Raw genomic sequence first — 26288 nt, 5'->3', positions numbered from 1 at the left:
CGTAGGAGCGAGCAAAGCTCGCGATGCGCCGCGCGGGCGGCGCTCGATCCCGCAGGCGCTGCACCCGTTACGCCAAACAGCCGTCAGCCTTGATACCGCCAAAGGCCTATTGCTCCTTGGCTTCATCCATCTTCAGCGCGCCATCTTCAAAGATATTCAGCTTCTGGCGCAACTCGCGGGGCTGCATGGGCGCCTGGTCGTTGTCATTGTCGGCCTTGGGCGCAGCGGGTGGCGCAGCGCCGGGCGCCGACGCGGCGGGCGCTTGTTTCGAACCTTGCTCGCCCTCGATATCACGCTGGGCCTTCTTGGTCAGCACGATGATGTCGATGCGGCGGTTCACCGGGTTGAACGGGTTCTTGCGGTCGAACAGCGATGACGACGCATAGCCCACCACCCGCGCCACCTGATCGTCCGGGTACCCGCCGGCCACCAGCGCCCGGCGCGCCGCGTTGGCGCGGTTGGCCGACAGCTCCCAGTTGCCGAACTCGCCAGTGCCCGCATAGGGTTTGGCGTCGGTGTGGCCGCTGACACTGATCTTGTTCGGTACGGTCTTGATGGTGTCTGCCATCGCCAGCAGGATGTCTTCGAAATACGGCTGCAGGCGCGCGCTGCCAATGTCGAACATTGGCCGGTTCTCGGCATCCATGATCTGGATACGCAGGCCGTCCTGGGTGATCTCGAACAGGATCTGGTCCTTGAACTTCTGCAGTTGCGGGTTCTCTTCCACCTTGTTCTGCAGCTCTTGCAGCAGCAGCTCCAGGCGCTCCCGCTCAACCTGCTCGGCCATGGTTTCAACCTGGTCCTTGTTCACCTCGATGGTGTTGTCGGGGGTAGGCTCGGACTTCTCCGTCGGGTTGATGGTTTTTTCCGGGGCCAGTTCAGGCGACCCGCCCAGGTCGATGACGTAGGGCGTGCCACTTTCCGAAAAACCGATCGGGTCCTTGAAGTAGCCGGCGATGGCAATCTTCTGCTCCGGCGTGGCCGTGGAAAGCAGCCACAGCACCAGAAAGAACGCCATCATGGCCGTCGCGAAGTCGGCAAAGGCGATTTTCCAGGCGCCGCCGTGATGGCCGCCGCCAAAGCGCTTTACGCGCTTGACGATGATGGGCTGGTTGTTTTCCATGGATCAGCGACCGCGTACCGCTTGTTCCAGCTCGGAGAAGCTGGGGCGATGCTTGGGGTACAGCACCTTGCGCCCGAACTCCACGGCCAGCGATGGCGGCATCCCCGAGGCCGACGCCACCAGCGAAGCCTTGATCGATTCGTAGAGGTTCAGCTCCTCCTTGGCATCGTGCTCCAGGCACTTGGCCAACGGGCCGAAGAAGCCGTAGGCCGCCAGAATACCGAAGAACGTCCCCACCAGCGCCGCGCCTACGTGCATGCCGATGGCCGCCTGGTCGCCGTCGCCCAGCGAGGCCATGGTCACCACGATACCCAGCACCGCAGCCACGATACCGAAGCCGGGCATGCCGTCGGCCACGCCGGTCACCGCATGCGACGGGTGCTCCAGCTCTTCCTTCATGCTCAGCAGCTCCATGTCGAACAGGCCCTCGAGCTCATGCGGGGCCATGTTGCCGGTGGACATGATGCGCAGGTAGTCGCAGACGAACGCGGTCATGCGTTCATCGGCCAGCACGGTCGGGTACTTGGCAAAGATCGGGCTGGCCGAGGCATCCTCGATGTCGGCCTCGATGGCCATCATGCCCTCACGGCGGCTCTTGTTCAGAATCTCGTACACCAGCCCCAGCACCTCCAGGTAGTAGGCATGGGTGAAGCGCGAGCCGAACATCTTCATCGACTTCTTGATGACGTGCATGGTCATGTAGCCGGGGTTGGCCTGCAGGAATGCACCAAAGGCCGCACCGCCAATGATCAGTACTTCGAACGGCTGGATCAGTGCCGCGATCTTGCCGTGGGAGAGCACGTAGCCGCCGAGCACGCTCGCGAATACGACGATGATGCCGATAATTTTAGCCATAGATTCAAAGCACTTGCTGTCGTGGTCAGGGGATGTGGCGGAAGCGTCAAAACTCTTCTTCTACTTATCGGCAGAACTGCGCCAGACTATAGCCACTCAAAGCGAAAAGCCAGTTCGGACTGATGTCAAAATGCCAATCGAAACTAAGGTACCCGGCCAGGCTCCACGTACGTTAGAGGCCTGGGTAAAGCTGCTGGAAAGCATTCGCATACCTGTGCCCAAGCACAGCTATGACCGGGTAATGGCGGCCATCAACGACAATCGCCGCTCACTGCGCGATATCGCCGAACTGATGCAGGACAGCCCCGCCCTGGTGCTGTCGGTGATGCGTGAAGCCAACCACCCCACCAACGCCAGCCAGGCCGAGCCTGCCGAAAGCCTGGAGGTGGCCCTCAACCGCCTGGGGCTGGAGCGCAGTGCGCAGTTGCTCAAGCGCCTGCCATCAGTGCCAGCCGAGAACATCCCGCCGGTGCTCTGCCAGTTCCAGCTGATCAGCCAGCATGCCTCGCAGCAGGCCAGTGGGCTGTTCGCCAGCCGCCTGGCGCGGCTCTGGCAGGAAATCCACTGGGGCAGCCTGCTGTTCCTGTCGCCGCTGTGGCCACTGGCGCTGGCCCACCCCAAGCTGCTGGACACCTGGGAGCTGCGGGTCATCCATAAAGGCGAGGTGGCCGCAGAGGTCGAGCATGAACTGTTTGGCGTCCGTATCCTGGAGCTGTGCCGGGCCATGGCCGAGCACTGGCGCCTGCCACAGTGGGTCACGCTGGGCTATCGCCTGCTGCTCGAGGAGCGCGAGCAACTGGCACAGGTGCTGAACATAGCCCGCGATGAAGACCTGCTCAGCCAGCAGCACAGGCTGGACGCCGAGCCCGGCCTGCGCCGCTGGTTCAACCAGCCGGCCAACACCGTACTGCTGGCCAACAACCTGGCCCTGGCCGCTCAGGTGGGCTGGGACAACCCGCACCTGCTGCGCTGGCAACTGCTGACCGCGCTTTACCTGCAGACGTCGCTGGAAGACGTGCAGCAGCAAATGCACCAGCAGGCCGCTGCCAGTGCCCGCCGCCATGCCAGGCTGGCGCTGTTCCACCCCGCCGAGGCGCTGATCTGGCCCTGGCACCAGCGCCGACCGCACCCAGATATGCTGGCACCGCCGCCCCCTACCAGTGACGACCTGGCACGTTGGCGCACGCTCTGCCAGGACCTGCTGGCCCAGCCGACCCCGTTCACCAACACCGTCCACCTCGCCACCCAGGCACGCGAAGCCCTGCTGGCCTGCGGCATGCAGCGCGTACTGCTGCTCGGGCTCGACCGGGCCAACGACTGCCTGCGCGTGCAGCAGGTGGCCGGCCTGCCCAAAGAGGCCGCGAGCCTGGTGCTGCCCGTTGCGCCGAACAAGCTGTTACAAAAATTGATGGCCCAGGCGGGGCAGTTGCGCATTACCCCCGAGAACCACACCCAGTTCAACGCCCTGCTGCCCGCCCCACTGCGTGCCCTGTTCCGCGGCGAGCACGTGCTGCTGCGCTCCCTGGCGGTGAATGACCAGGTACTCATGCTGATGGTGGCCGACCAGGGTTGCAGGCCCATGGCCGATATCAGCGTGCAGGCCTTCGGCAAGACCGCACAATGCATCGAGCGGGCCCTGACCGTGTTTGCCAACCGCAAGGCCTGAGCCTTGCGCTACAATCGCCCCTCTTTGCACACTGGAGACCGTGGATGAGCGACTTTTCCGGCCTGCCGCTGGTGATCGAGCCCGCAGACCTGCTGCCACGCCTGGCTTCGCCCCAGCTGATCCTGGTCGACCTGAGCAGCGCCAACCGCTATGTCAGTGGCCATGTCCCGGGCGCGCACTTTGTCGACGGCAAACGCACCCAGCTCGGTCAGCCACCGGCCCCTGGCCTGCTGCCAGCGCTGGGCGACCTGGAAAAACTGTTCGGTGAGCTGGGCCACCGTGATGATGCGGTGTACGTGGTGTACGACGATGACGGCGGCGGCTGGGCCGGGCGCTTCATCTGGTTGCTCGACGTGATCGGCCACACGCGCTACCACTACCTGAATGGTGGCATCCAGGCGTGGCCTGCGGACAAACTGTCCACCGAGGCCCCGGCCAAGGGCACTACGCCAGTGGCACTGCACATCGACAATACGCCCACTGCCACCCGCGAGTACCTGCAAAGCCGCCTGGGCGCCGACGACCTGGTCATCTGGGATGCCCGCGGTCCGCAGGAATTCAGTGGCGAGAAAGTGCTGGCGGCCAAGGGCGGGCACATACCCGGTGCGATCAACTTCGAGTGGACCGCCGGCATGGACCTCAACGACCACCTGCGCATCCGCCCTGACATCGCCCAGGTGTTGCAGCAGCTGGGCATCACCCCGGACAAGGAAGTGATCACCCACTGCCAGACCCACCGCCGCTCAGGTTTCACCTACCTGGTGGCCAAGGCCCTCGGCTACCCACGTGTCAAAGCCTATGCCGGCTCGTGGAGCGAATGGGGCAACCACCCGGACACGCCTGTAGAAGTCTAAGGAACCTGCATGAAATCCCGTCTGTTCATCATCAGCCAGTACCTGCTGCCGCACCACCTGCTGTCACGGCTGGCCGGCTGCGTCGCCGAGTGCCGTGTGCGCTGGTTCAAGAATGCCTTTACCGCCTGGTTCGCCAAACGCTACCAGGTCAACATGAGCGAAGCGCTGGTCGAAGACCTGAGCGCCTATGAGCACTTCAACGCCTTCTTCACCCGCGCCCTGAAGCCAGGTGCACGGCCGCTGGACGACACCCCCGGCAGCATCCTGTGCCCAGCAGACGGTGCAGTCAGCCAGCTCGGCCCCATCGAGCACGGCCGCATCTTCCAGGCCAAGGGCCACGGCTACAGCGCCCAGGAACTGCTGGGCGGCGACCCGGCCATGGCTGCGCCATTCATGGGCGGCGAGTTTGCCACCATCTACCTGTCACCCAAGGACTACCACCGCGTGCACATGCCGCTGGCAGGTACCCTGCGCGAGATGGTGTACGTGCCCGGCCGGCTGTTCTCGGTAAACCAGACCACGGCAGAGAACGTGCCAGAGCTGTTCGCGCGCAACGAGCGCGTGGTGTGCCTGTTCGACACCGAGCGCGGCCCGATGGCAGTGGTGCTGGTGGGGGCGATGATCGTGGCCTCTATCGAGACCGTATGGGCAGGGCTGGTGACGCCACCCAAACGTGAGCTGAAAACCTTCCGCTACGATGAAGCCAGCCGCGCGCCCATCCACCTGGAGAAAGGTGCCGAATTGGGCCGCTTCAAGCTGGGTTCAACTGCCATCGTCCTGTTCGGGCCACAGCAGGTGAAGTGGGCGCAATCGCTGGGCGCAGCCTCGGCCGTGCGCATGGGGCAGCAGCTCGGCCTGCCAGCCTGATGCCCTGTTGAGGATAACGCCGCCTGCGTGTGGGAGTGGGTTCACCCCCGCAGCAGGCGGCTAACGCTGCGCCTACGCCGACTGCGCGTCGCGGTCGCGCAGGCCCAGCAGGTACAACACCCCATCCAGCCCCAGGGTCGAAATGGCCTGTTTGGCCGACTGGCGCACCAGCGGCTTGGCGCGGAACGCCACGCCCAGCCCTGCCAGCGACAACATCGGCAAATCGTTGGCGCCATCGCCCACGGCGATGGTCTGCTCAAGCTGCAAGCCCTCTTCGCTCGCCAGCTTCTGCAGCAGCTCGGCCTTGCGCTGAGCGTCGACGATCGGCTCCACGGCAACACCAGTCACCTTGCCGTCGACCACTTCCAGCTCGTTGGCAAACACATAGTCGATGCCCAGCCGCGCCTGCACCTGGCGGGCAAAATAGGTGAACCCGCCCGACAGAATGGCCGTTTTGTAACCCAGCCGCTTGAGTTCGGCAAACAGGGTCTCCGCCCCTTCGGTGAGGCGCAGCGACGCACCGATCTGGTCCAGCACACCCACGTCCAGGCCCTTGAGCAGCGCCATGCGCTCCTTGAAACTGGCGCGAAAATCCAGCTCGCCGCGCATCGCCCGCTCGGTGATCGCCGCCACCTGCTCGCCCACGCCGGCCGCCTTGGCCAGTTCGTCGATCACCTCGGCCTCGATCAGCGTCGAGTCCATGTCGAATACCGCCAGGCGGCGGTTGCGGCGGAACAGGTCGTCCTTCTGGAAGGCAATGTCGATGCTGAGCGCTTCGGACAAGGCAAAGAACTCGGCCCGCAACGCCTGGGCATCATCAGGCTCACCGCGCACCGAAATCTCGATGGCCGCCTTGCCCTTGCTGGTATCGGCGTCCAGCGCCACACGGGCAGACAACCGCTCGATGCGCTCGATGGTCAGGTTGTGCTGGCTGATCACCGCACTGACCTGCTGCAGTTGGTCCGGGGTGATCTTGCGGCTCAGCAGGGTCACCACGTGGCGCGCGTCACCGTGGCCGTCGGCCCACTGCTGGTAATCCGCCTCGGAAATCGGCGTGTAGCGGGCCTGCAGGTTAAGCTCATGGGCCTTGGCCTGCACGCTCTGCAACAGCTTGGTGGCCACTTCGTTGTCGGGGATGTCCACCAGGATGCCGAACGACAAGGTGCCGTGCATCACCGCCAGGCCGATGTCGAGAATGCTCACCCCGCCCTGCAGCAGGACGCCGGTGATGGCAGCAGTGAGACCGGGGCGATCTTCACCGGTGATGTTGATCAGGACGATTTCGCGCACAACCTGGCTCCGACTTCGATGAAAAATGCGCATTCTACCGACTTTCCGTGACCATCGGGCGCCAACGATACTTTGCCGACAAAACCCGGGTCGCTATACTGCCCCCCACTTCATGCCATTAAGAGCCGAGCTCAGTGAACCGGCCCACGCCCGTCAAAGCAGACAACTTCTTCCTGATGATCTATCGCGCCCTGAGTCAACGTCGCGTGCCACTGGCACTGCGCATCGCCTGCACCAACATCTTCCTGGTGGCCCTGGCGCTGGTGATCTATGCCTGCGTGATGGGTTTGCAGTTCAAGCAGGCCATGCACGAGCAGGCCGACGCGCTGGGGCAGAGCCTGACTACGCAGACGGCCACCTCGGCGACCGAACTGCTGGTGGCCAACGACATCCTCAGCCTCAATGTGCTGCTGGGCAACCTGGTGAAGAACCCGCTGGTGGCCCATGCGGCTATCTATAGCGTCGACAACCGCATCCTCGCCGAAGCCGGGCAGCGCCCGCGCAACAGCCTGATCGGGGAAACCGAGGGGGTCTATCAGACCAAGATCACCTTCCAGGACGTCACCGCCGGGCAACTGCGCATCAGCCTGGACATGAGCCAGTTCCAGCAACCCATGCTGATCAGCCTGCAGAGCATGGGCATCCTGGCCGCCATCCTGCTGGTACTGGCACTTACCCTCAGCCTGCGCCAGGGCCGCTACATCACCCTGCCACTGTTGCAACTGCGGGTGTGGCTGCGTGACCCACAGCACTACACCCCGGCCACCGACCGCCAGGACGAGATCGGCGATATCGCCCGCCAACTGCATGCCCGCCTGGCCCCGCCACCGCCGCCAGAGCCGGAACCGGAGCTGGAAGACGAGGACGAGCTGGAGCATGACCTGCACAGCGCACCTGCCGCCAAGCCGGCACCACGGGCAAGGCCGGCTGCAGTGGACGAAGACGATGACGAAGCCTTTGCCGGCCTGCTGGATGACGACGCGCCCAAACCGCTGCCCATCGAGTCGGATGAACCGCAGTTCAGCGCCATACTGGCCGTGCAACTGGGCTCGCAGGAGCAGCTGCGGCGCCTGCCACGTACCCGCTTGGCAGAGCTGACCGAACGCTACCAGGACTGCTTGGAGCAAGCCGCCTCGCTCTATGACGGTGAAACCCACACCCTCAATGACGGCAGCACGCTGGTGCTGTTCCACAGCCGCGAGTGCGGTGAGGACTACCTGACCAATGCCATCTGCTGCGGCGAGCTGCTACGCGCCCTGGGGCATGCGCTGCAAATCGAGGTGGCCGACAGCGGCATCACCCTGCAATTGCAGCTCGGCCTGACCCTGGGTAACGACCTGCACGGGCTGGAGCTGGTGGACGTGCTGATGGCTGAAAAGGTACAGGACGCACTGGCCCTGTCGCAGCACAGCCGCAACCTGCTGCTGGTGGAACGCAAGATCAGCGACGACGCGCTGATCCGCCAACGTGCCCGCATCCGCCCCATCGCCAGCCCAGAAGGCGCATGCTGCGTAGAGCGCCTGATGGAGCCCTACCCCTCCATGCTCGAACGGCAACTGGCGCGCATGCACGAGGGCCGGGTCTGACACCCACCCCAGCAGCCACACGCAAAAAAGCCCGCATCAGCGGGCTTTTTCTTACTTAACGCCAAGATCAGAACCGATAGACTTCCATATCGGTACGAATCGGGGACGCCATGGGGATCTTCGATTTCTCAGGCTGCTTCTTCACCTGCGCAGGTGCAGCAGGTTTTTTCGGCGCAACCTCGGCAATCGCTGGCTGGTTGGCCAGAGGCTTCACGGCCGTGCTCAGCTGCTCAGCCAGCTTTTGCAACAACTGGCCCTGGGCCTGCACCTGGGATGCTTCGCTGCCCTCGTGCTGTTGCTCAAGGTGAACGATGCGGTTGTCACGTACCTGGCCGCGGCGGTCGAGTAAGCGCCACTGGGCATCCAGAATGGCCGGTTGGTTCTTGCCTGAGTCCAGCCGCGTGATCGACAGCAGCACCTGCACATCCGGGCTGAAACCCGCTGTGGCCGGCGCCAATACCACACGCTGGCTGTCCAGGCGCCAGGCCAGCTGTCGGACAAGCAGTTGGTCGATGTCCGAAGAAAGGCTACCGGCCCAACGGCCATCGGTGGCGGCGCTCAGGCTGCCGTCAGCCTGGCGTTGCAGAAAGGTTTCGCGTTGCAGGTAGTCGGCCACCGAGACAGGGCCCAGCACCACAGCCATGCCAGCACTCTGCGACGGCTGGCCAGGCTCACCGCTGTCGAGCTGGTACAGGGCCACAGGCTGATGCATGGTGCACCCACCTAGGCCCAGCAAGCCAGTCATCAACAGCGCAAAAGGAATGCGCAGAAATTTCATCATCCCATCCAAGCGGATGCCTTCAGGCATACCGCAGTGATACACAATTATTCAAACGGGCGCACGGCTACGCCGGCGCCGCAAGGGGCATATCATCCGCGAAATGGCGGCCCGACTCCAGCATTTCTGCCCGCACAGGCGGTGAAATCGCCAATGCGGGCCTTGCAGGCGTCAGGCCGGCAGCTCGACCTGCAACCCGTCGACACGCTGGAAGCCACGTGGCAACTTGCTGCCGCGTCGGCCCCGCTCGCCCTTGTAGTGCTCCAGGTCATCTGCCTTGAGCGACAGCGTGCGCTTGCCAGCCCGCAGCACCAGCGTGGCGCCCTCGGCGATCACGGCAATGTCAGTGACGAACTCTTCACGGCTGGCCACCCGATCACCCGGCACCCCGATGATCTTGTTGCCCTTGCCCTTGCCCAGCTGCGGCAGGTCGCTGACCTTGAACACCAGCAACCGCCCTTCGGTGGTCACCGCCGCCAGCCAGTCCTGCTCACGGCTGGCCACCGGGCGCGGGGTCATCACCTTGGCACCGTTGGGCAGGTTCAGCAGGCCCTTGCCGGCCTTGTTCTTGGCCTGCAGGTCTTCGCCCTTGACCACGAAGCCATAGCCCGCGTCGGATGCCACCACGTACAGCGCATCGTCTTCGGGCATCAAAACGCAGTCGAAGGTGGCACCCGGTGGCGGGGTCAGGCGCCCGGTCAGCGGCTCGCCCTGCCCCCGGGCAGACGGCAGGCTGTGGGCCGCCAGCGAATAACTGCGCCCTGTGGAGTCGATCAGCACGGCAAACTGGTTGGAGCGCCCGGCAGCGGCAGCCTTGAAGCCATCGCCGGCTTTGTACGACAGGCCCGTGGCATCGATATCGTGCCCCTTGGCACACCGCACCCAGCCTTTTTCGGACAGCACCACGGTGACGGGCTCGGTCGGCATCAGCTCGTTTTCCGACAAAGCCTTGGCTTCGGCACGCTCGACGATCGGCGAACGGCGGTCGTCCCCGTAGGTTTCGGCATCCTTGATCAGCTCACTGCGCACCAGCTTGCGCAGCTTCGCCTCGGAACCCAGCAGGGCCTGGAGCTTGGCCTGCTCCTTGAGCAATTCGTCCTGTTCGCCGCGGATCTTCATTTCTTCCAGACGGGCCAACTGGCGCAGGCGGGTCTCGAGAATGTAGTCGGCCTGGATTTCAGTCAGGTCGAAACGGGCGATGAGGGCCTGCTTGGGCTGGTCTTCGGTGCGGATGATGTGGATCACTTCATCCAGGTTGAGGAAGGCGGTGAGCAAGCCATCCAGCAGGTGCAGGCGCCTTTCCACCTTGTCCAGACGGTGCTGCAGGCGGCGGCGCACCGTGTTGGTACGGAACTCCAGCCACTCCAGCAGCAGGGCACGCAGGTTTTTCAGCTGCGGCCTGCCGTCCAGGCCGATTATGTTGACGTTGACCCGGTAGCTGCTCTCCAGGTCGGTGGTGGCGAACAGGTGCTGCATCAGCTCAGCCGCATCCACCCGGTTGGAACGCGGGATGATGACGATGCGGCAGGGGTTCTCGTGGTCGGACTCGTCCCGCAGGTCGGCCACCATCGGCAGCTTCTTGGCCTGCATCTGCGCGGCAATCTGCTCCAGCACCTTGGCACCGGAGACCTGGTGCGGCAGCGCGGTCACGACGATATCGCCATCTTCGACGCGGTACACGGCGCGCATGCGAATGGAGCCGCGCCCGCTTTCGTACATCTTCAGGATCTCGGCCCGCGGCGTGATGATTTCCGCCTCGGTCGGGTAATCCGGCCCCTGGATATGCTCGCACAGTTGCTCGATGGTGGCCTTGGGCTCGTCCAGCAAACGGACGCAGGCACTGGCCACTTCGCGCAGGTTGTGCGGCGGCACGTCGGTGGCCATGCCCACGGCGATACCGGTGGTGCCGTTGAGCAGAATGTTGGGCAGGCGCGCCGGCAGCACGGCCGGTTCCTGCAGGGTGCCATCGAAGTTGGGTACCCAGTCCACGGTGCCCTGGCCCACTTCGCTGAGCAGCACTTCGGCGTAGCGCGACAGGCGCGCCTCGGTGTAACGCATGGCCGCGAACGACTTGGGATCGTCCGGCGCGCCCCAGTTACCCTGGCCGTCGACCAAGGTGTAGCGGTAGCTGAACGGCTGCGCCATCAGCACCATGGCTTCGTAGCAGGCCGAGTCACCGTGGGGGTGGAACTTGCCGAGTACGTCACCCACCGTACGCGCCGACTTCTTGTGCTTGGCGTCGGCGTCCAGCCCCAACTCGCTCATGGCGTACACGATGCGCCGCTGCACGGGCTTGAGGCCGTCACCGATGTGCGGCAGGGCGCGGTCCATGATCACGTACATGGAGTAGTTGAGGTAGGCCTGTTCGGTGAAGTCAGCCAGTGAGCGGCGTTCTACGCCATCCAGGCTGTCTTGTAAGTCGCTCATGCGAGCCTCGTCATTTCAGGTTCTGGCGCAACAGCATGGTGCCGCCGCGCTGGGTAAATTCAAGTTGTTTCAGGGCGCTCATGCCCAGCAGCACAGTGTCGTCGTCCAGGCCGGGTATCACCACCGCGCGCACGTTCTGCAGGTGGATATCACCCAGTTGCAGGTCTGCAAGGCGCGTGCTGTAACCGGCGGCCCGGCCATTGGCGGTGCTCAGCACCACGGGGCTGCCGCGGGTGAGCCCCAGCTTGCCAGCCAGGGTTTCGGGCACGGCCACGTCCGTGGCGCCGGTGTCGAGCATGAAGTGCACCACCTGGCCATTGATGGCGCCATCGGCCACGAAGTGGCCCTGGCCATTGCCCAGCAGGCGCACCTCGATAAAGCCTTGCCCATGGGACGACTGGACCTGGGCGTTGGGGTTGCGCTGGCGGTCTTCCCAGTCACCAAAGTAGCGGGTGGCCAAAAACAACGCGGCCGCCCAGGCCAGGATCATCAGTACCCTGCCCGCACGCCTGCCGGGGGCCTGGCTCATGGCTTGGCGCTCCAGCCGCCTTGCGGCACGGCGAAGCGCCAGACGATGGGGCGTGCCTCGCCGTCGGCCCGGGCAGCCTCGTTGTTGTCCAGGCCGACCCAGGCGCCTTTGGCATCGATCACCAGCGCTTCGGCCACGCCGAACGGCTGGTCGTAACGGCGGTGCTCAACCAGTGCATCGGCAGCGAACGACCAGCAACGTTCCACCTGGCCAGTGTCTACGTCGCGCCGGCAAATACGGTAGGCATTGCGCTCCAGCGTGAACAGCTTGCCCTCGAACCAGGCCAGGTCGGCAAAGTCCCGCGAACGCGGCCGGGCATTGGGCATCTGCGCGGGCTGCATCTCGGTACCGGCTTCGCTGAGCAGCACACAGCCACGGCCACAGGACCACACCGACTGCTGCCGTTCGATGGCCACCAGGCCACGGCGCTCACGCTCTGCCGCCAGCCACAGGCGGTCACCTGCCGGGTTGATCGCCAGGCCTTCGAACAACGCATTGAAGTTCAGCAACATGCCGCTGGCACGGGCCTGGCGCACCATGGCCGAGTCAATCTTCAGCCAGCCCGGCTCACCCGCCTCGGGCAGTTGCAGCACCGCTGCATGGGCCTCACTGACCAGGTAGAGGTTGCCCGCCTTGTCACAGGTGAGGCCCTCGAAATCCAGCTCGCCACCGCGCACCAGGCCCGCAAGCCAGGTGCGGGTCTTGAGCCCCCATGGCAAGCCGCTTTCCGGTACCGCTGGCGGGTTGAACAGCAGAGGTTCGGCACGCCACACGCTGGCTTGCTGGTCGAGGCGGTAGATGCGGTCGTCATCACGGTCCGACACCCCCCACAGGCTGCCCCGGCACTGGGCCAGGCCAGACAGGTTGCCGGCACGCATGCCGTCGATGGGGTGCTCGGCGACCAACTGCAACTCGGGCCATTCGTCTGCCACACTCGGCAGGGCCGCCAGCGCCAGCAAGGCCGCCAGAAGCAGACGGATCAAACCATGACCTCGGCCAGGTTGCCTTTGGTTTCCAGCCAGGCCTTGCGGTCACCCGCACGCTTCTTGGCCAGCAGTTTGTCCATCAGCTCGCAGGTGGTCTGTACGTCGTCCAGGGTCAGTTGCACCAGGCGCCGGGTGTTCGGGTCCATGGTGGTTTCGCGCAGCTGGGGCGGGTTCATTTCGCCCAGGCCCTTGAAGCGCGTAACCTGGGGCTTGCCGCGTTTCTTCTCGGCCACCAGGCGGTCGAGGATGCCGTCGCGCTCGGCTTCATCCAGGGCGTAGTAGATTTCCTTACCCAGGTCGATGCGGTACAGCGGTGGCATGGCCACATAGACGTGCCCGGCCTCGACCAGGGCGCGGAAGTGCTGGACGAACAAGGCACACAACAGGGTAGCGATGTGCAGGCCGTCGGAGTCGGCGTCGGCCAGGATGCACACTTTGCCATAACGCAGCTGTGCCAGGTCGGTGGCCCCCGGGTCTACGCCAATGGCCACGGCAATGTTGTGCACTTCCTGGCTGGCCAGCACTTCACCGCCATCCACTTCCCAGGTGTTGAGGATCTTGCCGCGCAGGGGCAGGATGGCCTGGAACTCCTTGTCCCGCGCCTGCTTGGCCGAGCCGCCGGCCGAGTCACCCTCGACCAGGAACAGTTCGGCGCGCATCGGGTCCTGGCCTGCGCAGTCCGCCAGCTTGCCAGGCAGTGCCGGCCCCTGGGTGATGCGCTTGCGCTCGACCTTCTTGCTCGCCTTCAGGCGCCGCCCAGCATTGCTGATGGCCAGCTCGGCCAACTGCATGCCCAGCTCGGGGTGGGCGTTGAGCCACAGGCTGAAGGCATCCTTGACCACGCCGGAAACGAACGCCGCCGCCTCGCGGGAAGACAGCCGCTCCTTGGTCTGCCCGGAGAACTGCGGGTCCTGCATCTTCATCGACAGCACGAAGGTGATGCGCTCCCACACGTCCTCCGGCGCCAGCTTCACGCCACGGGGCAGCAGGTTACGGAACTCGCAGAACTCGCGCATGGCGTCGAGCAGGCCCTGGCGCAGCCCATTGACATGGGTACCGCCCTGGGCGGTGGGGATCAGGTTGACGTAGCTTTCCTGAATGCTGTCTCCGCCTTCGGGCAGCCACAGCAGGGCCCAGTCCACCGCTTCCTTGTTACCGGCCAGGCTGCCGCAGAACGGCTCGTCGGGCAGGCGCTGGAACTCGCTGACCGCATCCACCAGGTAGGAGCGCAGGCCATCTTCGTAGTGCCACTCCACTTTCTCGCCGCTGGTCTTGTCTTCGAACGTGACCAGCAGGCCCGGGCACAGCACGGCCTTGGCCTTGAGCACGTGCTTGAGGCGGCTGACAGAGAACTTGGGCGAATCGAAGTACTTGGGGTCCGGGCTGAAATACACGCTGGTGCCGGTGTTGCGCTTGCCCACCGAACCGACCACCTCCAGCTCGCTGGCCTTGAAGCCATCGGCGAAGGTCATCTGGTATTCGTTGCCATCACGTTTCACGCGCACACGAACCTGGGTGGACAAGGCGTTCACCACCGAGATGCCCACGCCATGCAGGCCGCCGGAGAACTGGTAGTTCTTGTTGCTGAACTTGCCGCCGGCGTGCAGCTTGGTCAGGATCAGCTCAACGCCGGAAACCCCTTCCTCGGGGTGGATGTCCACCGGCATGCCACGGCCATCGTCGCTGACCTCCAGCGAGTGGTCGGCATGCAGGGTCACCTGCACCGAACGGGCGTGGCCGGCCAGGGCTTCGTCGACGCTGTTGTCGATGACTTCCTGGGCCAGGTGGTTGGGGCGGCTGGTATCGGTATACATGCCCGGCCGCTTGCGGACCGGGTCAAGGCCCGAGAGGACTTCGATGGCGTCTGCGTTATAGGCGCTAGCGCTGGGATTGGCCATGGGGTCTCGTCGTCAGTCTGGTGAATGCGAAAAAATCAAAATACAGAAAAATCGAGGGCCGCATACTGCGCGCGCTCAATGCCGGCAAACGCCAACAAGGCCGGCAGCCGCTCGGCGAAGCCCTGGAAACTGTGGTCGCCACCCGCCTGGATGCGCAGGGCACAGGCGCGGTAGTAGCGCTCGGCATGCCGGTAGTCCAGGGTTTCGTCGCCGGTTTGCAGCCAGACCTGGTAACGGCTGGCGTCAGCGGGCGGTGGTACCTCCAGCGTGGCCAGGGCCTGGACGTGGTCGTGGGTGAGTTCCCAGGCCTCGCCGGTATGGTGGTTGTGCTGGGTGCCCAGGTAGCCGTCAAACAGCGTGTGCGGGTTTACGGCCGGGTTGATCAGCAACGCCTTAAGGCCATGGCGCTCGGCCAGGTGGGTGGCATAGTAGCCGCCCAGCGAACTGCCGACCAGCAACGGCGCGCCCAGCTCGGCGATGGCAGCTTCGAGCTGGGTGATGGCATTGCGTGGGTGATGGTGCAAGGCAGGCAGGCGCAACTGCTCGGCAAGGCCGATCTGCTGCATGACAGCCTCCAGCTGGCGCGCCTTGGTGGACAGCGGCGAGCTGTTGAAGCCATGGATATAGAGGATGGAACCCGACATGCTGCCCCCGGAATCTGTGACTTCGCGCCTGGTGACGCCGGCGCAGGGACGCGCAGTGTAGCGCGTTCGACGGGTTTTGACGCTGCGTGGCGGGTTTGGCAACACTTTTAACGCTCAGCGCTGGCGTACCCGTCAGTACCCTGGGCTGTCGAAGTCCAGCGCCACGACGAAGTCCCGCGCCCGCTCAACCCCCGTCTCGATCACCCCGTCGGCATGCAGGCGCAGCCAGCGGTAGCCTGGCTGCTCGTGGCTTACCTGGAAGTCCTCGCTGCGCGCCGCGAACTGGATGCAGGTAGAAGGTGTAGCCAGTAGCCGTCGGCCCTCGCGCCATTCATCCCATTCTTGGTGCACGTGACCCCACAGCAAGGCGCGCACCTGTGGGTAACGCGCCACCACTGCGAACAGCGCCGGGGCGTTGCGCAGGGCGATGGGGGCGATCCAGGCGCAGCCGATGTCCACGGGTTGATGGTGCATGCACACCAGGCAGTGCCGCCCGCCCGCACTGGCCAGCGCGGCATCCAGCAGCGCCAACTGGGCATCGTCGAGCCAGCCGTGAGCGGCGCCCGGCACGGCCGTATTGAGCATGATGATGCGCCAGGCGCCCCGGTCTGTAACGGGTTGCACCAACTCGGGCGCAACCTGAGCCATGACTTGGGCTTCGTCATGGTTGCCTGGCAACCAGCGGGCAGGTGCGGCAAAGCCTTCGGTCAGTTGGCGAAACGCCGCGTAAGACGCAACGCTGGCATCCTGGGACAGGTCACCGGTGCACAACAGCAGGTGGGTGTCCGGCTGCTCGCGCAATGCCTGGGCCACCACATGGCGCAGGCTGTCACGGGTATTCAGGCCCAGCATGCTGCCGCCAGGGTCGGCAAACAGGTGAGCATCGGTCAGTTGCACCACATTCACGGTGCCGGCAGGGTTCAGGTGCGGCAACGGCCGTCTCCTTTCAGCGGGCGCTTGCCAGTTCGTGGCCACAGGCCAGGCAGTGGCTCAGCCACTCACCCAGAAACAGATTGAGCTGGGCCTTTTCGTCCGGCTGGTGCATGGCGTCATTGGGGTAGGGATAGATGCTGCGCAGCCGGCGGGCATGCTCGGCGCTGACCACTTCGGCCATGCGCGCATCGTGGTACACCTGCACCTCCATGACCGGTACCGGCAGCCAGGGCAGGCTGTGCTCCTGGCGCACGCGCAAGGTGGTGGTATAGGGGCAGGCCAGCACCACTTCGAGCACCAGCACACCGAGCATCTGATCGCCCTGGGTCATGCCGATGCGGCGCGAACTCTGGGTGCTGCGCATGTCGGGCAGCAGCCGCATCAGCCGGGCGTAATTGGCTTCGCAGGCGGCCTGCAGCCCGGCCAGGTCGACCCGGTAGCGCTCGCGCAACAGGTTCACTTCCACATACCCCGGACTTCGTCACGGTTCAGCGCCAGCCATTGCAGGCCAATGATGGTAGCGGCGTTGCAGATACGGCCGTCACGCACCGCCTGCAGGGCATCCTCGAACGACCAGACGCGCACGCGGATGTCCTCGCCTTCGGCCTCCAGGCCATGCAGGCCACCCGCCCCCTCGGCACTGCAACGGCCCAGGAACAGGTGGACGTATTCATCACTGCCGCCCGGTGAGGGGAAGTAGCGGGTCATCGGCCACAGCGCGCTGAAGGTGAGGCCGGCCTCTTCTTCGGCTTCGCGGTGGGCGACCTCTTCGGGCTGCTCGTCCTTGTCGATCAACCCTGCAACCATCTCGATCAGCCAGGGGTTGTCGGCCTTGCCCAGGGCACCGACGCGAAACTGCTCGATCAGCACCACTTCATCGCGTTGCGGGTCGTAGGGCAGTACGCACACCGCGTCGTGGCGCACGAACAGCTCACGGCTGATCTCGCGCCCCATGCCACCGGCAAACAGCTCATGGCGCAGTTGCAGCTTGTCGAGCTTGTAGAAGCCCTGGAAGCAGTTGGCCCGCTTGACGATCTCGACCGCCCGGGGCACTGAATTCAACGTGTCTGACATGGAAATCCTCATTACCTCGATACCGCTTCGCGCCATCCTACTCTGCACGCTGGCACGTTTCACCCCCCAGCAGCAACCGTTGGGGCACACGGGACAGCAGGCCGTGTCTCTGTTAGCTTAGTGGCGAACTGAAGGCCGCGCCGACAGTCAAAGGCCGACTTTTCCCTGTTCTTGCAAGGATCATCATGACACTTGTCAAACTGACTTCCGTGGCTGTGCTGGCCATGGCCCTGGGTGCTTGCCAGAGCCTGTTCGCGCCCAACTACCGAGCCCCCCTCGAGGTCAAGCGCGAGGCCTGGGAGCACGTGAAACCCGGCTGCAGCGAACGTGACTGCCCGCTGGTGAACATAGATACCGTGCACTTCCCGGCGCTGCCCAAGCTTGACGCAATCGTTGAAAAACGCCTGCTTCAGCTGACCGAAGACAACGCACGCGGCAGCGCACCGGCCACCCTGCAAGCCTACGAGCAGCAGTACCTGGCCAGCGCCGACAAGCGCAACAGCAGCTACCTGCAGGCCAAGGTACGCGAGCAGCATGACGGCTTGGTGATCGTCGAACTGTCCAGCTACCTGGACACCGGCGGTGCCCATGGCATGCCGGGCCGCGCGTTCATCAACTACTCACGCAAGCTGGACAAGGTGCTGACCTTGCAGGACATGCTGGTACCCGGCCAGGAAGACACGTTCTGGAAGACCGTCGAGGAGTCCCACCGTGCCTGGCTGATCAGCGTCGGCATGGACAAGGACGCCGAGTTCCTCAAGACCTGGCCGTTCAAACGTTCGCCGCACATTGCCCTGACCTACGGCGCGGTGGTGGTGAAGTACGAGGTGTACGCCATCGCGCCGTATTCCATGGGCCATGTAGAGCTGAAAATCCCCTACCCGCGCCTCAACGGCGTGATCAAGCCTGAACTGTTCCCCGGCCGCGGCTGAGGCTCAGTACACCGTAGGTCAGCCCTGCCAGCAGCACCGCCGGCAGGGTAGCCCCCAGGTCCGCCGCCTGCGCTGCGATCACGTGGTAGGCCACCGCGCCGATCCCCCAGGCCAGCAACGCTGGCCAGTGCAATGGGGTGGCCTGGGCCGGCAGGCGGCGACGGCGCACCCCGTAATGGTCCACCAGTACCACGCCGAACAGTGGCGCGAACACCGAACCGATCAGCAGCAGGAAGTTCTCGTACTGGGCCAGCGGGGCCAACAAGGCAATCAGGGTGCACAGCATGCCGATCACCAGGGCCAGGTGCTCGACCTTCACCGGCACCAGCACGCCGCTGGACACCGCTGCCGAATGGATATCGGCGAAGGCCTTTTCCGATTCGTCCAGCAAGATGAGCAGCAACGGGATGCCCATGCCCGCCCCCGCCAAGGCCAGCAGCAATGCATTGACCTCGCCGCTGGCAGCGAAGGCGAGGGTGTAGGCCACGCCAAGGCTCATCAGCCAGGTGTTGCCGATGAAGTAGCCCAGCACCGTGCCGCCGAACACCTGCCGGCCATCGCGGGCAAAGCGCGAATAGTCGGCGATCAGCGGCAGCCATGACAGGGGCATGGCGATGACGATGTCAAAGCCCACCGCCAGCGACATCGAGCCATCGCCGCTGCGGTTCCACAAGGCGGCCAGGTCGGCCTTGGCGAACAGGTTCCAGGTCAGCCACACGCAGGCGCCCAGCAGCAGCCAGATACCCCAGGCACGCAAGATCTTGCGCACGAAGGCCAACGGCCCACTGACTGCCAGCGCGGTGGCCAGGGCGCCGAAGCACAGCGTCCACAGCATGGGGCTGTTCCAGGCACTGTCTTCGCCGAACGCGCGTGCGCCCAAGAGACTCGCGGCGTCGCGCATGACGATGATTTCAAAGGCGCCCCAACCCACCAGTTGCAGCAGGTTGAGCAGCGCCGGTAACCGTGCGCCATGGCTGCCCAGGCTGAGCTTCAGGGTACCCATGGCGGACAGCCCAGTGTCGCTGCCGATCACCCCGGCGGCGCCCAATAGCAGCACCCCGACACCTGTACCCAGGGCGATCGCAAGCACCGCGCCGGCAAGGCCCAGGCCCGGTGCCAACATGGCGCCGACTTGCAGCACCATCAGGCCGATGCCGAGGGAGAACCACAGGGAAAACAGGTCGCGGGCGCCAAAGATGCGCCTGGCAGCGGGGACCGGGTGGTCGGGGGAGAACGGGCTGGGGGTGGTCATCGTTGTGATCGCCGAGAAGGTTGAGATGGGTGCTGAAGCGGCTGGCCTCTTCGCGGGTTTACTTGTGAAGGGGCTAGCCGGTTCGGTGCAGGTGTAAAGCCGGTTACACCTTGTGGTACAGCTGACTGCCTTCCTGGCGGAACCGCTCGGCCTGCTCACGCATGCCCTGCTCCACCGTAACGTCAACGGTTTCGATCTTGGCGGCGTACTCGCGCACTTCCTGGGTGATCTTCATGGAGCAGAATTTCGGCCCACACATGGAGCAGAAGTGCGCGACCTTGGCCGACTCCTTCGGCAGGGTTTCGTCGTGGAACGCGCGGGCGGTATCCGGGTCCAGGCCAAGGTTGAACTGGTCCTGCCAGCGGAACTCGAAGCGCGCCTTGGAAAGCGCGTTGTCACGGATCTGCGCGCCGGGGTGCCCCTTGGCCAGGTCCGCAGCGTGAGCGGCGATCTTGTAGGTGATGATGCCGGTCTTCACGTCGTCCTTGTTCGGCAGGCCCAGGTGCTCCTTGGGTGTGACGTAGCAGAGCATGGCGCAGCCGAACCAGCCGATCATCGCCGCACCGATGCCCGAGGTGATGTGGTCGTAGCCCGGTGCGATATCGGTGGTCAGCGGGCCAAGGGTGTAGAACGGCGCTTCGTCACAGCATTCAAGCTGCTTGTCCATGTTCTCCTTGATCAACTGCATGGGCACATGGCCGGGGCCTTCGATCATGCATTGCACGTCGTGCTTCCAGGCAATCTTGGTCAGCTCGCCCAGGGTTTCCAACTCGCCGAACTGGGCAGCGTCGTTGGCATCGGCAATCGACCCCGGGCGCAGGCCATCGCCCAGCGAGAAGCTGACGTCGTAGGCCTTCATGATTTCGCAGATTTCTTCGAAGTGGGTGTAGAGGAAGTTCTCCTGATGGTGCGCCAGGCACCACTTGGCCATGATCGACCCCCCGCGGCTGACGATGCCGGTGACGCGCTTGGCGGTCAGCGGTACATAGCGCAGCAACACCCCGGCGTGGATAGTGAAGTAGTCCACGCCCTGCTCGGCCTGCTCGATCAGGGTATCGCGGAACAGCTCCCAGGTGAGGTCTTCGGCCACGCCGTTGACCTTTTCCAGGGCCTGGTAGATAGGCACGGTGCCAATCGGCACTGGCGAGTTACGGATGATCCACTCGCGTGTTTCATGGATGTGCTTGCCGGTGGACAGGTCCATGACCGTGTCCGACCCCCAACGGATGCCCCAGGTCAGCTTGGCCACCTCCTCCTCGATGGAGGAACCGAGTGCGCTGTTGCCGATGTTGCCGTTGATCTTCACCAGGAAGTTGCGGCCGATGATCATCGGCTCCAGCTCTGGGTGGTTGATGTTGGCCGGGATGATCGCACGGCCACGGGCAACCTCTTCGCGCACGAACTCCGCGGTGATCTGCTGCGGGATACTGGCGCCAAAGCTGTGCCCGGCGTGCTGCTCGGCCAGCAGGCCCGCGGCCCGGGCTTCCTGCAGCTTCATGTTTTCGCGGATGGCCACGTATTCCATTTCGGCGGTGATGATGCCCTGGCGGGCATAGTGCATCTGCGAGACGTTGACACCGGGCTTGGCCCGGCGCGGGTTGCGCACGTGGGCGAAGCGCAGCTTGGCGAGTTCGGCATCGTTCAGGCGCTCCTGCCCGAAGTGGGAACTGAGCCCGGCCAGGCGCTCGGTATCACCGCGTGCCTCGATCCAGGCCGAACGCACATCGGCCAGCCCCTTGCGCACGTCGATGAGCACGCTGGGGTCGGTGTAGGGGCCGGAGGTGTCGTAGACCAGCACCGGGGCGTTGGTTTCGCCACCAAAATCGGTGGGGGTGTCGTCCAGGCTGATCTCGCGCATGGGCACACGGATGTCCGGGCGCGAACCCTCGACATACACCTTGCGCGAGCGCGGGAAGGGTTGCACGGACTGTTGATCGACCTGGGCCGATTCACTGAGGTTGATCGCTTTTTCTTGTTTGGTCATCACAGGCTCTCCAGACGGCTTCCAAGCAGTGGAATGTCGGGGTGAACCTGAAGGACGCGGATGCACTCCTAGACGGGTGCGGTGCCAAAGACGAGGTGCCAACAGCCGCAAGCAGCTGAGACATTCCCGGACCTGGCACAAGAGGCTCCCCGGGAAGGCGAGCAATCTTGTTCCCTACGCAGGCGCTAACCTGATCAGGTTCAACGGGATCCGCACCTATGCGATCTCAGCCTTTGCTTCAAGGCACCCCGACAAGAACATGCGCAGTCTAGACTGGAGTGGCCCGCAAAGCCAAGCGGCTATCGGCCCGGACGATCGGCGGTGAATAGGCGATTGTTGCCCGGTGCACACCGCACTACACTGCGTCATCGCACGATACTCAACAGTTCAGTAATTACATTTCGTACAAGGATTGCACCTATGCTGCGCAAACTTTCACTGGCCCTCGCCGTGTCTTGTGCATCCAACGCGATGGCCTGGGCAGCAGACGTGCCCCCAACGGTGAAGACCGACCTGGTCAGCGTGTACCAGGAAGCCGTGGACAACAACGCCGACCTGGCGGCAGCCCGCGCCGACTATGGCGCGCGGCGCGAAGTGGTGCCCCAGGCCCGTGCCGGGTTGCTGCCCAACCTGTCGGCGGGTGCCGAGATGATGAACACGCGCACCAAGCTCGACGAGCCCTCGATCACCTCTACCCGCAGCGGCAACGCCTGGAGCGCGACACTGGCCCAGCCGATCTTCCGCGCCGATCGCTGGTTCCAGTTGCAGGCTGCCGAGGCAGTCAACGAGCAGGCCGCACTGGAATTGTCGGCCACCGAACAGAACCTGATCCTGCAGACCGCGCAAAGCTACTTCGCAGTCTTGCGCGCCCAGGACAACCTGGCCGCGACCAAAGCCGAAGAGGCCGCACTCAAGCGCCAACTGGACCAGTCCAACGAACGCTTCGACGTGGGCCTGTCGGACAAGACCGACGTGCTGCAATCCCAAGCCAGCTACGACACCGCAAGGGCCAACCGCATCATTGCCGACCGCCAGGTGCAGGATGCCTTCCAGGCCCTGGTCACCCTCACCAACCGTGAGTACACGTCGATTCAGGGCGTGGTGCACAGCCTGCCAGTGCAGGTGCCGACCCCTAACGACGCCAAGGCCTGGGTAGAAACCGCAGGCCGGCAGAACCTGAACCTGCTGGCCACCAACTACGCGGTGTCTGCCGCTGAAGAAACCCTGCGCCAGCGCAAGGCCGGCCACGCCCCTACGGTGGATGCAGTGGCCAAGTACCAGAAGGGCGACAACGACAACCTGGGGTTCAGCAACCCGTCGCCGCTGGGCGTGCGCTATGGCGGTGACGTGGAACAGACCACGGTGGGCCTGCAACTGAACATCCCGATCTACAGCGGTGGCCTGACCAGCTCCCAGGTGCGCGAGGCTTACCAGCGCCTCAGCCAGAGCGAACAACAGCGTGAGAGCCTGCGCCGCCAGGTGGTGGAAAACACCCGCAACCTGCACCGGGCGGTGAATACCGACGTGGAGCAGGTGCAGGCGCGCAAGCAGTCGATCATTTCCAACCAGAGTGCGCTGGAAGCCACTGAAATTGGCTACCAGGTGGGCACGCGCAACATCGTTGACGTGCTGGATGCGCAGCGCCAGCTGTATACCTCGGTGAGGGATTACAACAACAGCCGCTATGCGTACATCCTCGATAGCCTGAGCCTCAAGCAGGCAGCCGGCACGCTCAGCCCGCAAGACCTGCAGGATCTGAAACGGTACCTGAAACCGGACTACAACCCGGACAAGGATTTCCTCCCGCCGGACCTGGCGGCGGCGGCGGCCAAGAACTTCGAGCGCAGGCGCTGAAACGTGGGCCGCGTGGCGGCGGCCTTACCTCAACAACCCATTCAACCCATCGATCAACCGCTGCAACGCCCCCTGGTTGGCCCGCATCACTGCCCTGCCCGCCTCGCCCATGCGCTGGGCATCCTCCGGTAACTCGACCAGGCGCTGCACCGCCTGGGCCAGCCCGTCGGCATCGTCCACCTGCTGCAGCGCCCCGGCCTCGCGCAGCATTGCGCTGATTTCGAGGAAGTTGAACACGTGCGGCCCCATCAGCACCGGTAGCGCCAGCGCGGCGGGCTCCAGCGGGTTGTGCCCCCCTGTCGCCACCAGGCTGCCACCCACGAAGGCGATGTCGGCCAGGGCATAAAGGAACAGCAACTCGCCCATGGTATCGCCCAACAGCACCTGGCTCTGGCCCTGCACAGCGTCCCCAGCGGAGCGGCGTACCGTTGCGAACTGCTCGCTACACAGGGCATGCACGGCAGTGAAGCGCTCGGGGTGGCGCGGCACCAGAATCAGCAATGCATCGGCATGGTTCTTCAGCAGCTGCTGATGAGCCTGGAGAATCAGTGCGTCTTCGCCTTCATGGGTACTGGCCGCAATCCACACCGGCCGCTGGGCTGCCCCCCACTGCTCGCGCAGCGCCTTGGCGCGGGGCAGCAGTTGCGGGTCGACTTGCAGGTCGAACTTGATCGACCCCGTCACCTGCACGCACTGCGGACGCGCACCCAAGGTGCGGAAACGCTCGGCCTCCGCTTCGGTCTGCACCGCAATCAGGCTCATCTCGGCCAGCATGGGCCGGGTCAGCCTGGCAAAGCGGCCATAGCCACGGGCCGAACGCTCCGACAACCGCGCATTGGCCAGCGCGACCGGGATCGAGCGCTTGGCGCACTGATGGATATGGTTGGGCCATAACTCGGTCTCCATGATCACGCCCAGTTTCGGCTGCACATGGTCCAGAAAATGCCCAGCCGCCCATGGCAGGTCATAGGGCAAGTAACAATGCTGCACCCGGGGTTCGTCGGCGAACAGGGCGCGAATACGCTCCGAACCGGTTGGGGTCATGCAGGTGAGCGTAATCGGCAACTGCGGGTAGGCCTTGAGCAATGCGCGCACCATCGGCGCTGCGGCGATGCTTTCACCCACCGACACCGCGTGTACCCATATACCGCCCTTGCGCATGGCTGGCAGTTTGAATGCAAAGCGCTCACCCACGCGCTGGCCGTAGGCAGGCGCCTTGCGCGCACGCAGGTACAGGCGCAGCGCAACCAGTGGCAGACCGAGGTGAAACAACAAGGTATAGAGAGTTCTGTTCATGACGGCGGAGTTTACCCGATAGCACGCAGGTGTACCGCAAAGCGCTCGGCCAGCCACTGTGCGGCGGGCCCAAGTGGCTCGTCCCGGCGCCAGGCCAGTTCCACCACCAATGCCGGTGGACGCCATTCGCTGGCCAGCTCGACCATGTGCGCCTGATAGGTCGGGTATTGCACCACATGCCGCGGTAGCCAGGCCCAACCCAGGCCGCGCATCAGCAATTCGGCCATGGCGTAAAAGCTGTCGGCCCGCCACACCTGCGGGCTGATTGCCTCGCCGCCCGGGTAGCCGCTCTGCTGGGGGGTAACCAGCAACTGGCGGTGGCGTGCCAGTTGCTGACGGGTCACCGGGCCGGCCTGCGCCAGTGGGTGGTCAACGGCGCACACGGTTACCATCTCCACACTCCCCAGGGCACGCCGCTCCAGCGATGCCGGCATGCTTTCGTGGTGGAAAAACAGGCCAAGGTCGGCGCGCCGCTCGACCAGTTTGCGCGCTACGTCACCCTGGGCGCCGCTGGCCAGTTGCACCTCTAGAAACGGGTAACGGCTGGCCAGTTCATCCAGGCTGTCGATGACGGGCTGGTAGGGCATGGCTTCGTCTTGAGCCACCCGCAGCAGGGCTTCCTGGCCGCGCATCAGTGCCAGGGCACGGCCGTCCAGGCGTTCGCACTGGCGCAACAACTCGCGGGCATCGGCCAACAGGGCACTGCCGTTTTCAGTGAGTTTCGGCTGCCGTCCGCTGCTGCGCTCGAACAGCGTGACGCCAAGGTCAGCTTCCAGCAAGGCGATGGCATTGCTGATTGCGGACTGCGCCCTGCCCTGCTCCCGCGCTACTGCTGAGAATGAGCGCAGCTCCGCCACGCGCAGGAAGGTGCGCAGCTGCTCCAGGTTCCATAGCTCGGCCATTAACCTATCTCCATACCAGATAGGTAATGACTTTACCGCATCCTGGCACCCTCTAGAATGCGTGCATCATCAGGAGAAACCGTCATGAATGCTTACACGTACCTCGCCATCGCCATCTGCGCCGAAGTTATCGCCACTGCTTCGATGAAAGCGGTCAAAGGGCTAAGCACGCCGTTGCCGCTGCTGTTGATGGTGGTGGGCTACGGGATCGCGTTCTGGATGTTGACGCTGGTGGTGCGCAGCATTCCGGTGGGGATTGCCTATGCTGTCTGGTCCGGTTTGGGCATCGTGCTGATCAGCGTGGCGGCATTGGTGATCTACGGGCAGAAGCTGGACGTGCCCGCCATGCTGGGCATGGCCATGATTGTTGGGGGCGTGGTGGTGATTCAGGTGTTTTCCAAGACGGCGGGGCATTGATGCTTGGCTGGGAGGGCGCGAGCCGGGGCGGTTGGTTTGGATTGCTTGGGTAGAGGGTCGTTTGGTGTTCGCCATTGCAGTTGCGGTGGGTGGGAGATCGAGCGCCGCCCGCGCGGCGCATCGCGAGCTGCGCTCGCTCCT

General features: G+C 64.5%; 23 protein-coding genes and 1 riboswitch. Of the genes, 7 read left to right on the top strand and 16 right to left on the bottom strand.

Going from position 1 to position 26288, the window contains the following annotated elements; translation table 11 throughout:
- Nucleotides 1–106 precede the first annotated feature (106 nt).
- Nucleotides 107–1123, bottom strand: a complete 1017-nt coding sequence (motB, locus tag IAE38_RS21280) for a flagellar motor protein MotB (protein WP_201219153.1) — start codon at nucleotides 1121–1123, stop codon at nucleotides 107–109.
- Between the two features lie 3 nt (nucleotides 1124–1126).
- Nucleotides 1127–1978, bottom strand: a complete 852-nt coding sequence (gene motA / locus IAE38_RS21275; protein WP_028631846.1) for a flagellar motor stator protein MotA — start codon at nucleotides 1976–1978, stop codon at nucleotides 1127–1129.
- 130 nt (nucleotides 1979–2108) lie between these two features.
- Between motA and IAE38_RS21270 the strand changes: the two genes are divergently transcribed.
- From IAE38_RS21270 to asd, 3 genes are read left to right on the top strand one after another with little or no spacing between them, the layout of a single operon-like run.
- Complete coding sequence (locus IAE38_RS21270) at nucleotides 2109–3644, top strand: HDOD domain-containing protein (RefSeq protein ID WP_201165162.1); 1536 nt, start codon at nucleotides 2109–2111, stop codon at nucleotides 3642–3644.
- A 44-nt stretch (nucleotides 3645–3688) separates the two neighbouring features.
- A complete protein-coding gene (locus tag IAE38_RS24010; protein WP_201165164.1) occupies nucleotides 3689–4498 on the top strand; it encodes a rhodanese-like domain-containing protein in 810 nt (269 codons plus the stop codon).
- 9 nt (nucleotides 4499–4507) lie between these two features.
- Nucleotides 4508–5365, top strand: coding sequence for an archaetidylserine decarboxylase (gene asd, locus IAE38_RS24005; protein ID WP_236404265.1), 858 nt, complete (start codon nucleotides 4508–4510; stop codon nucleotides 5363–5365).
- A gap of 72 nt (nucleotides 5366–5437) precedes the next feature.
- Here asd and serB read toward each other — a convergent pair whose 3' ends face one another.
- Entirely contained in the window at nucleotides 5438–6655 is a 1218-nt protein-coding gene (gene serB, locus IAE38_RS21260) for a phosphoserine phosphatase SerB (RefSeq protein WP_028631850.1), read from the bottom strand.
- 134 nt (nucleotides 6656–6789) lie between these two features.
- Between serB and IAE38_RS21255 the strand changes: the two genes are divergently transcribed.
- Complete coding sequence (locus IAE38_RS21255) at nucleotides 6790–8241, top strand: AhpA/YtjB family protein (protein ID WP_201214440.1); 1452 nt, start codon at nucleotides 6790–6792, stop codon at nucleotides 8239–8241.
- Nucleotides 8242–8308: 67 nt separating this feature from the next.
- Here IAE38_RS21255 and IAE38_RS21250 read toward each other — a convergent pair whose 3' ends face one another.
- The 9 genes from IAE38_RS21250 to IAE38_RS21210 all read right to left on the bottom strand — a co-directional run bounded on the left by IAE38_RS21250 (nucleotide 8309) and on the right by IAE38_RS21210 (nucleotide 17510).
- On the bottom strand, nucleotides 8309–9019 hold the full coding sequence (locus tag IAE38_RS21250; RefSeq protein WP_201219150.1) for a PqiC family protein: 711 nt from the start codon (nucleotides 9017–9019) through the stop codon (nucleotides 8309–8311).
- A gap of 171 nt (nucleotides 9020–9190) precedes the next feature.
- Nucleotides 9191–11446, bottom strand: a complete 2256-nt coding sequence (gene parC, locus IAE38_RS21245) for a DNA topoisomerase IV subunit A (protein WP_201165177.1) — start codon at nucleotides 11444–11446, stop codon at nucleotides 9191–9193.
- Nucleotides 11447–11456: 10 nt separating this feature from the next.
- Nucleotides 11457–11975 (bottom strand): retropepsin-like aspartic protease family protein, encoded by a 519-nt coding sequence (locus tag IAE38_RS21240; RefSeq protein WP_028631854.1) that lies wholly within the window; start codon nucleotides 11973–11975, stop codon nucleotides 11457–11459.
- A complete protein-coding gene (locus IAE38_RS21235) occupies nucleotides 11972–12958 on the bottom strand; it encodes an esterase-like activity of phytase family protein (protein ID WP_201219148.1) in 987 nt (328 codons plus the stop codon). Before IAE38_RS21235 ends, IAE38_RS21240 begins: the two co-directional genes overlap by 4 nt.
- Nucleotides 12955–14859, bottom strand: a complete 1905-nt coding sequence (parE, locus tag IAE38_RS21230; RefSeq protein ID WP_028631856.1) for a DNA topoisomerase IV subunit B — start codon at nucleotides 14857–14859, stop codon at nucleotides 12955–12957. Before parE ends, IAE38_RS21235 begins: the two co-directional genes overlap by 4 nt.
- Before the next feature lie 35 nt (nucleotides 14860–14894).
- Entirely contained in the window at nucleotides 14895–15503 is a 609-nt protein-coding gene (locus tag IAE38_RS21225; RefSeq protein WP_201165181.1) for a YqiA/YcfP family alpha/beta fold hydrolase, read from the bottom strand.
- Between the two features lie 132 nt (nucleotides 15504–15635).
- The gene (cpdA, locus tag IAE38_RS21220; RefSeq protein ID WP_201165193.1) at nucleotides 15636–16409 is read right to left on the bottom strand and encodes a 3',5'-cyclic-AMP phosphodiesterase; all 774 of its coding nucleotides are present in this window, start codon (nucleotides 16407–16409) and stop codon (nucleotides 15636–15638) included.
- A gap of 40 nt (nucleotides 16410–16449) precedes the next feature.
- Nucleotides 16450–16902: a DUF1249 domain-containing protein gene (locus IAE38_RS21215; RefSeq protein WP_028631859.1), complete on the bottom strand. Its 453-nt coding sequence runs from the start codon at nucleotides 16900–16902 to the stop codon at nucleotides 16450–16452.
- Complete coding sequence (locus IAE38_RS21210) at nucleotides 16893–17510, bottom strand: NUDIX domain-containing protein (RefSeq protein WP_028631860.1); 618 nt, start codon at nucleotides 17508–17510, stop codon at nucleotides 16893–16895. Before IAE38_RS21210 ends, IAE38_RS21215 begins: the two co-directional genes overlap by 10 nt.
- Before the next feature lie 185 nt (nucleotides 17511–17695).
- Between IAE38_RS21210 and IAE38_RS21205 the strand changes: the two genes are divergently transcribed.
- The gene (locus IAE38_RS21205) at nucleotides 17696–18442 is read left to right on the top strand and encodes an RsiV family protein (RefSeq protein ID WP_201165183.1); all 747 of its coding nucleotides are present in this window, start codon (nucleotides 17696–17698) and stop codon (nucleotides 18440–18442) included.
- On the opposite strand, the gene cytX is transcribed toward IAE38_RS21205, so the two are convergent.
- Together cytX and thiC are read right to left on the bottom strand one after the other, a co-directional pair.
- The gene (cytX, locus tag IAE38_RS21200; protein ID WP_201219146.1) at nucleotides 18411–19694 is read right to left on the bottom strand and encodes a putative hydroxymethylpyrimidine transporter CytX; all 1284 of its coding nucleotides are present in this window, start codon (nucleotides 19692–19694) and stop codon (nucleotides 18411–18413) included. The genes IAE38_RS21205 and cytX overlap by 32 nt on opposite strands.
- Nucleotides 19695–19797: 103 nt before the next feature.
- The gene (gene thiC, locus IAE38_RS21195; protein ID WP_201219144.1) at nucleotides 19798–21678 is read right to left on the bottom strand and encodes a phosphomethylpyrimidine synthase ThiC; all 1881 of its coding nucleotides are present in this window, start codon (nucleotides 21676–21678) and stop codon (nucleotides 19798–19800) included.
- 154 nt (nucleotides 21679–21832) lie between these two features.
- Nucleotides 21833–21939, bottom strand: a riboswitch (TPP riboswitch).
- A 159-nt stretch (nucleotides 21940–22098) separates the two neighbouring features.
- Here thiC and IAE38_RS21190 point away from each other — a divergent pair.
- Nucleotides 22099–23532: a TolC family outer membrane protein gene (locus IAE38_RS21190; protein WP_201165188.1), complete on the top strand. Its 1434-nt coding sequence runs from the start codon at nucleotides 22099–22101 to the stop codon at nucleotides 23530–23532.
- 24 nt (nucleotides 23533–23556) lie between these two features.
- On the opposite strand, the gene waaA is transcribed toward IAE38_RS21190, so the two are convergent.
- Nucleotides 23557–24828, bottom strand: a complete 1272-nt coding sequence (gene waaA / locus IAE38_RS21185) for a lipid IV(A) 3-deoxy-D-manno-octulosonic acid transferase (protein WP_201219142.1) — start codon at nucleotides 24826–24828, stop codon at nucleotides 23557–23559.
- 11 nt (nucleotides 24829–24839) lie between these two features.
- Nucleotides 24840–25730: a LysR family transcriptional regulator gene (locus tag IAE38_RS21180; protein ID WP_028631866.1), complete on the bottom strand. Its 891-nt coding sequence runs from the start codon at nucleotides 25728–25730 to the stop codon at nucleotides 24840–24842.
- Nucleotides 25731–25814: 84 nt separating this feature from the next.
- On the opposite strand from IAE38_RS21180, the gene IAE38_RS21175 reads away from it, so the two are divergent.
- Nucleotides 25815–26147 carry a DMT family transporter gene (locus IAE38_RS21175; protein WP_028631867.1) on the top strand — a complete coding sequence of 111 codons (333 nt, stop codon included), beginning with the start codon at nucleotides 25815–25817 and terminating at the stop codon, nucleotides 26145–26147.
- Nucleotides 26148–26288 lie beyond the last annotated feature (141 nt).

Origin of the sequence: Pseudomonas sp. S32 (assembly GCF_016648095.1) — a bacterium.
Classification (GTDB): domain Bacteria; phylum Pseudomonadota; class Gammaproteobacteria; order Pseudomonadales; family Pseudomonadaceae; genus Aquipseudomonas; species Aquipseudomonas parafulva.
This window is presented reverse-complemented; position numbering and strand designations above follow the sequence as displayed.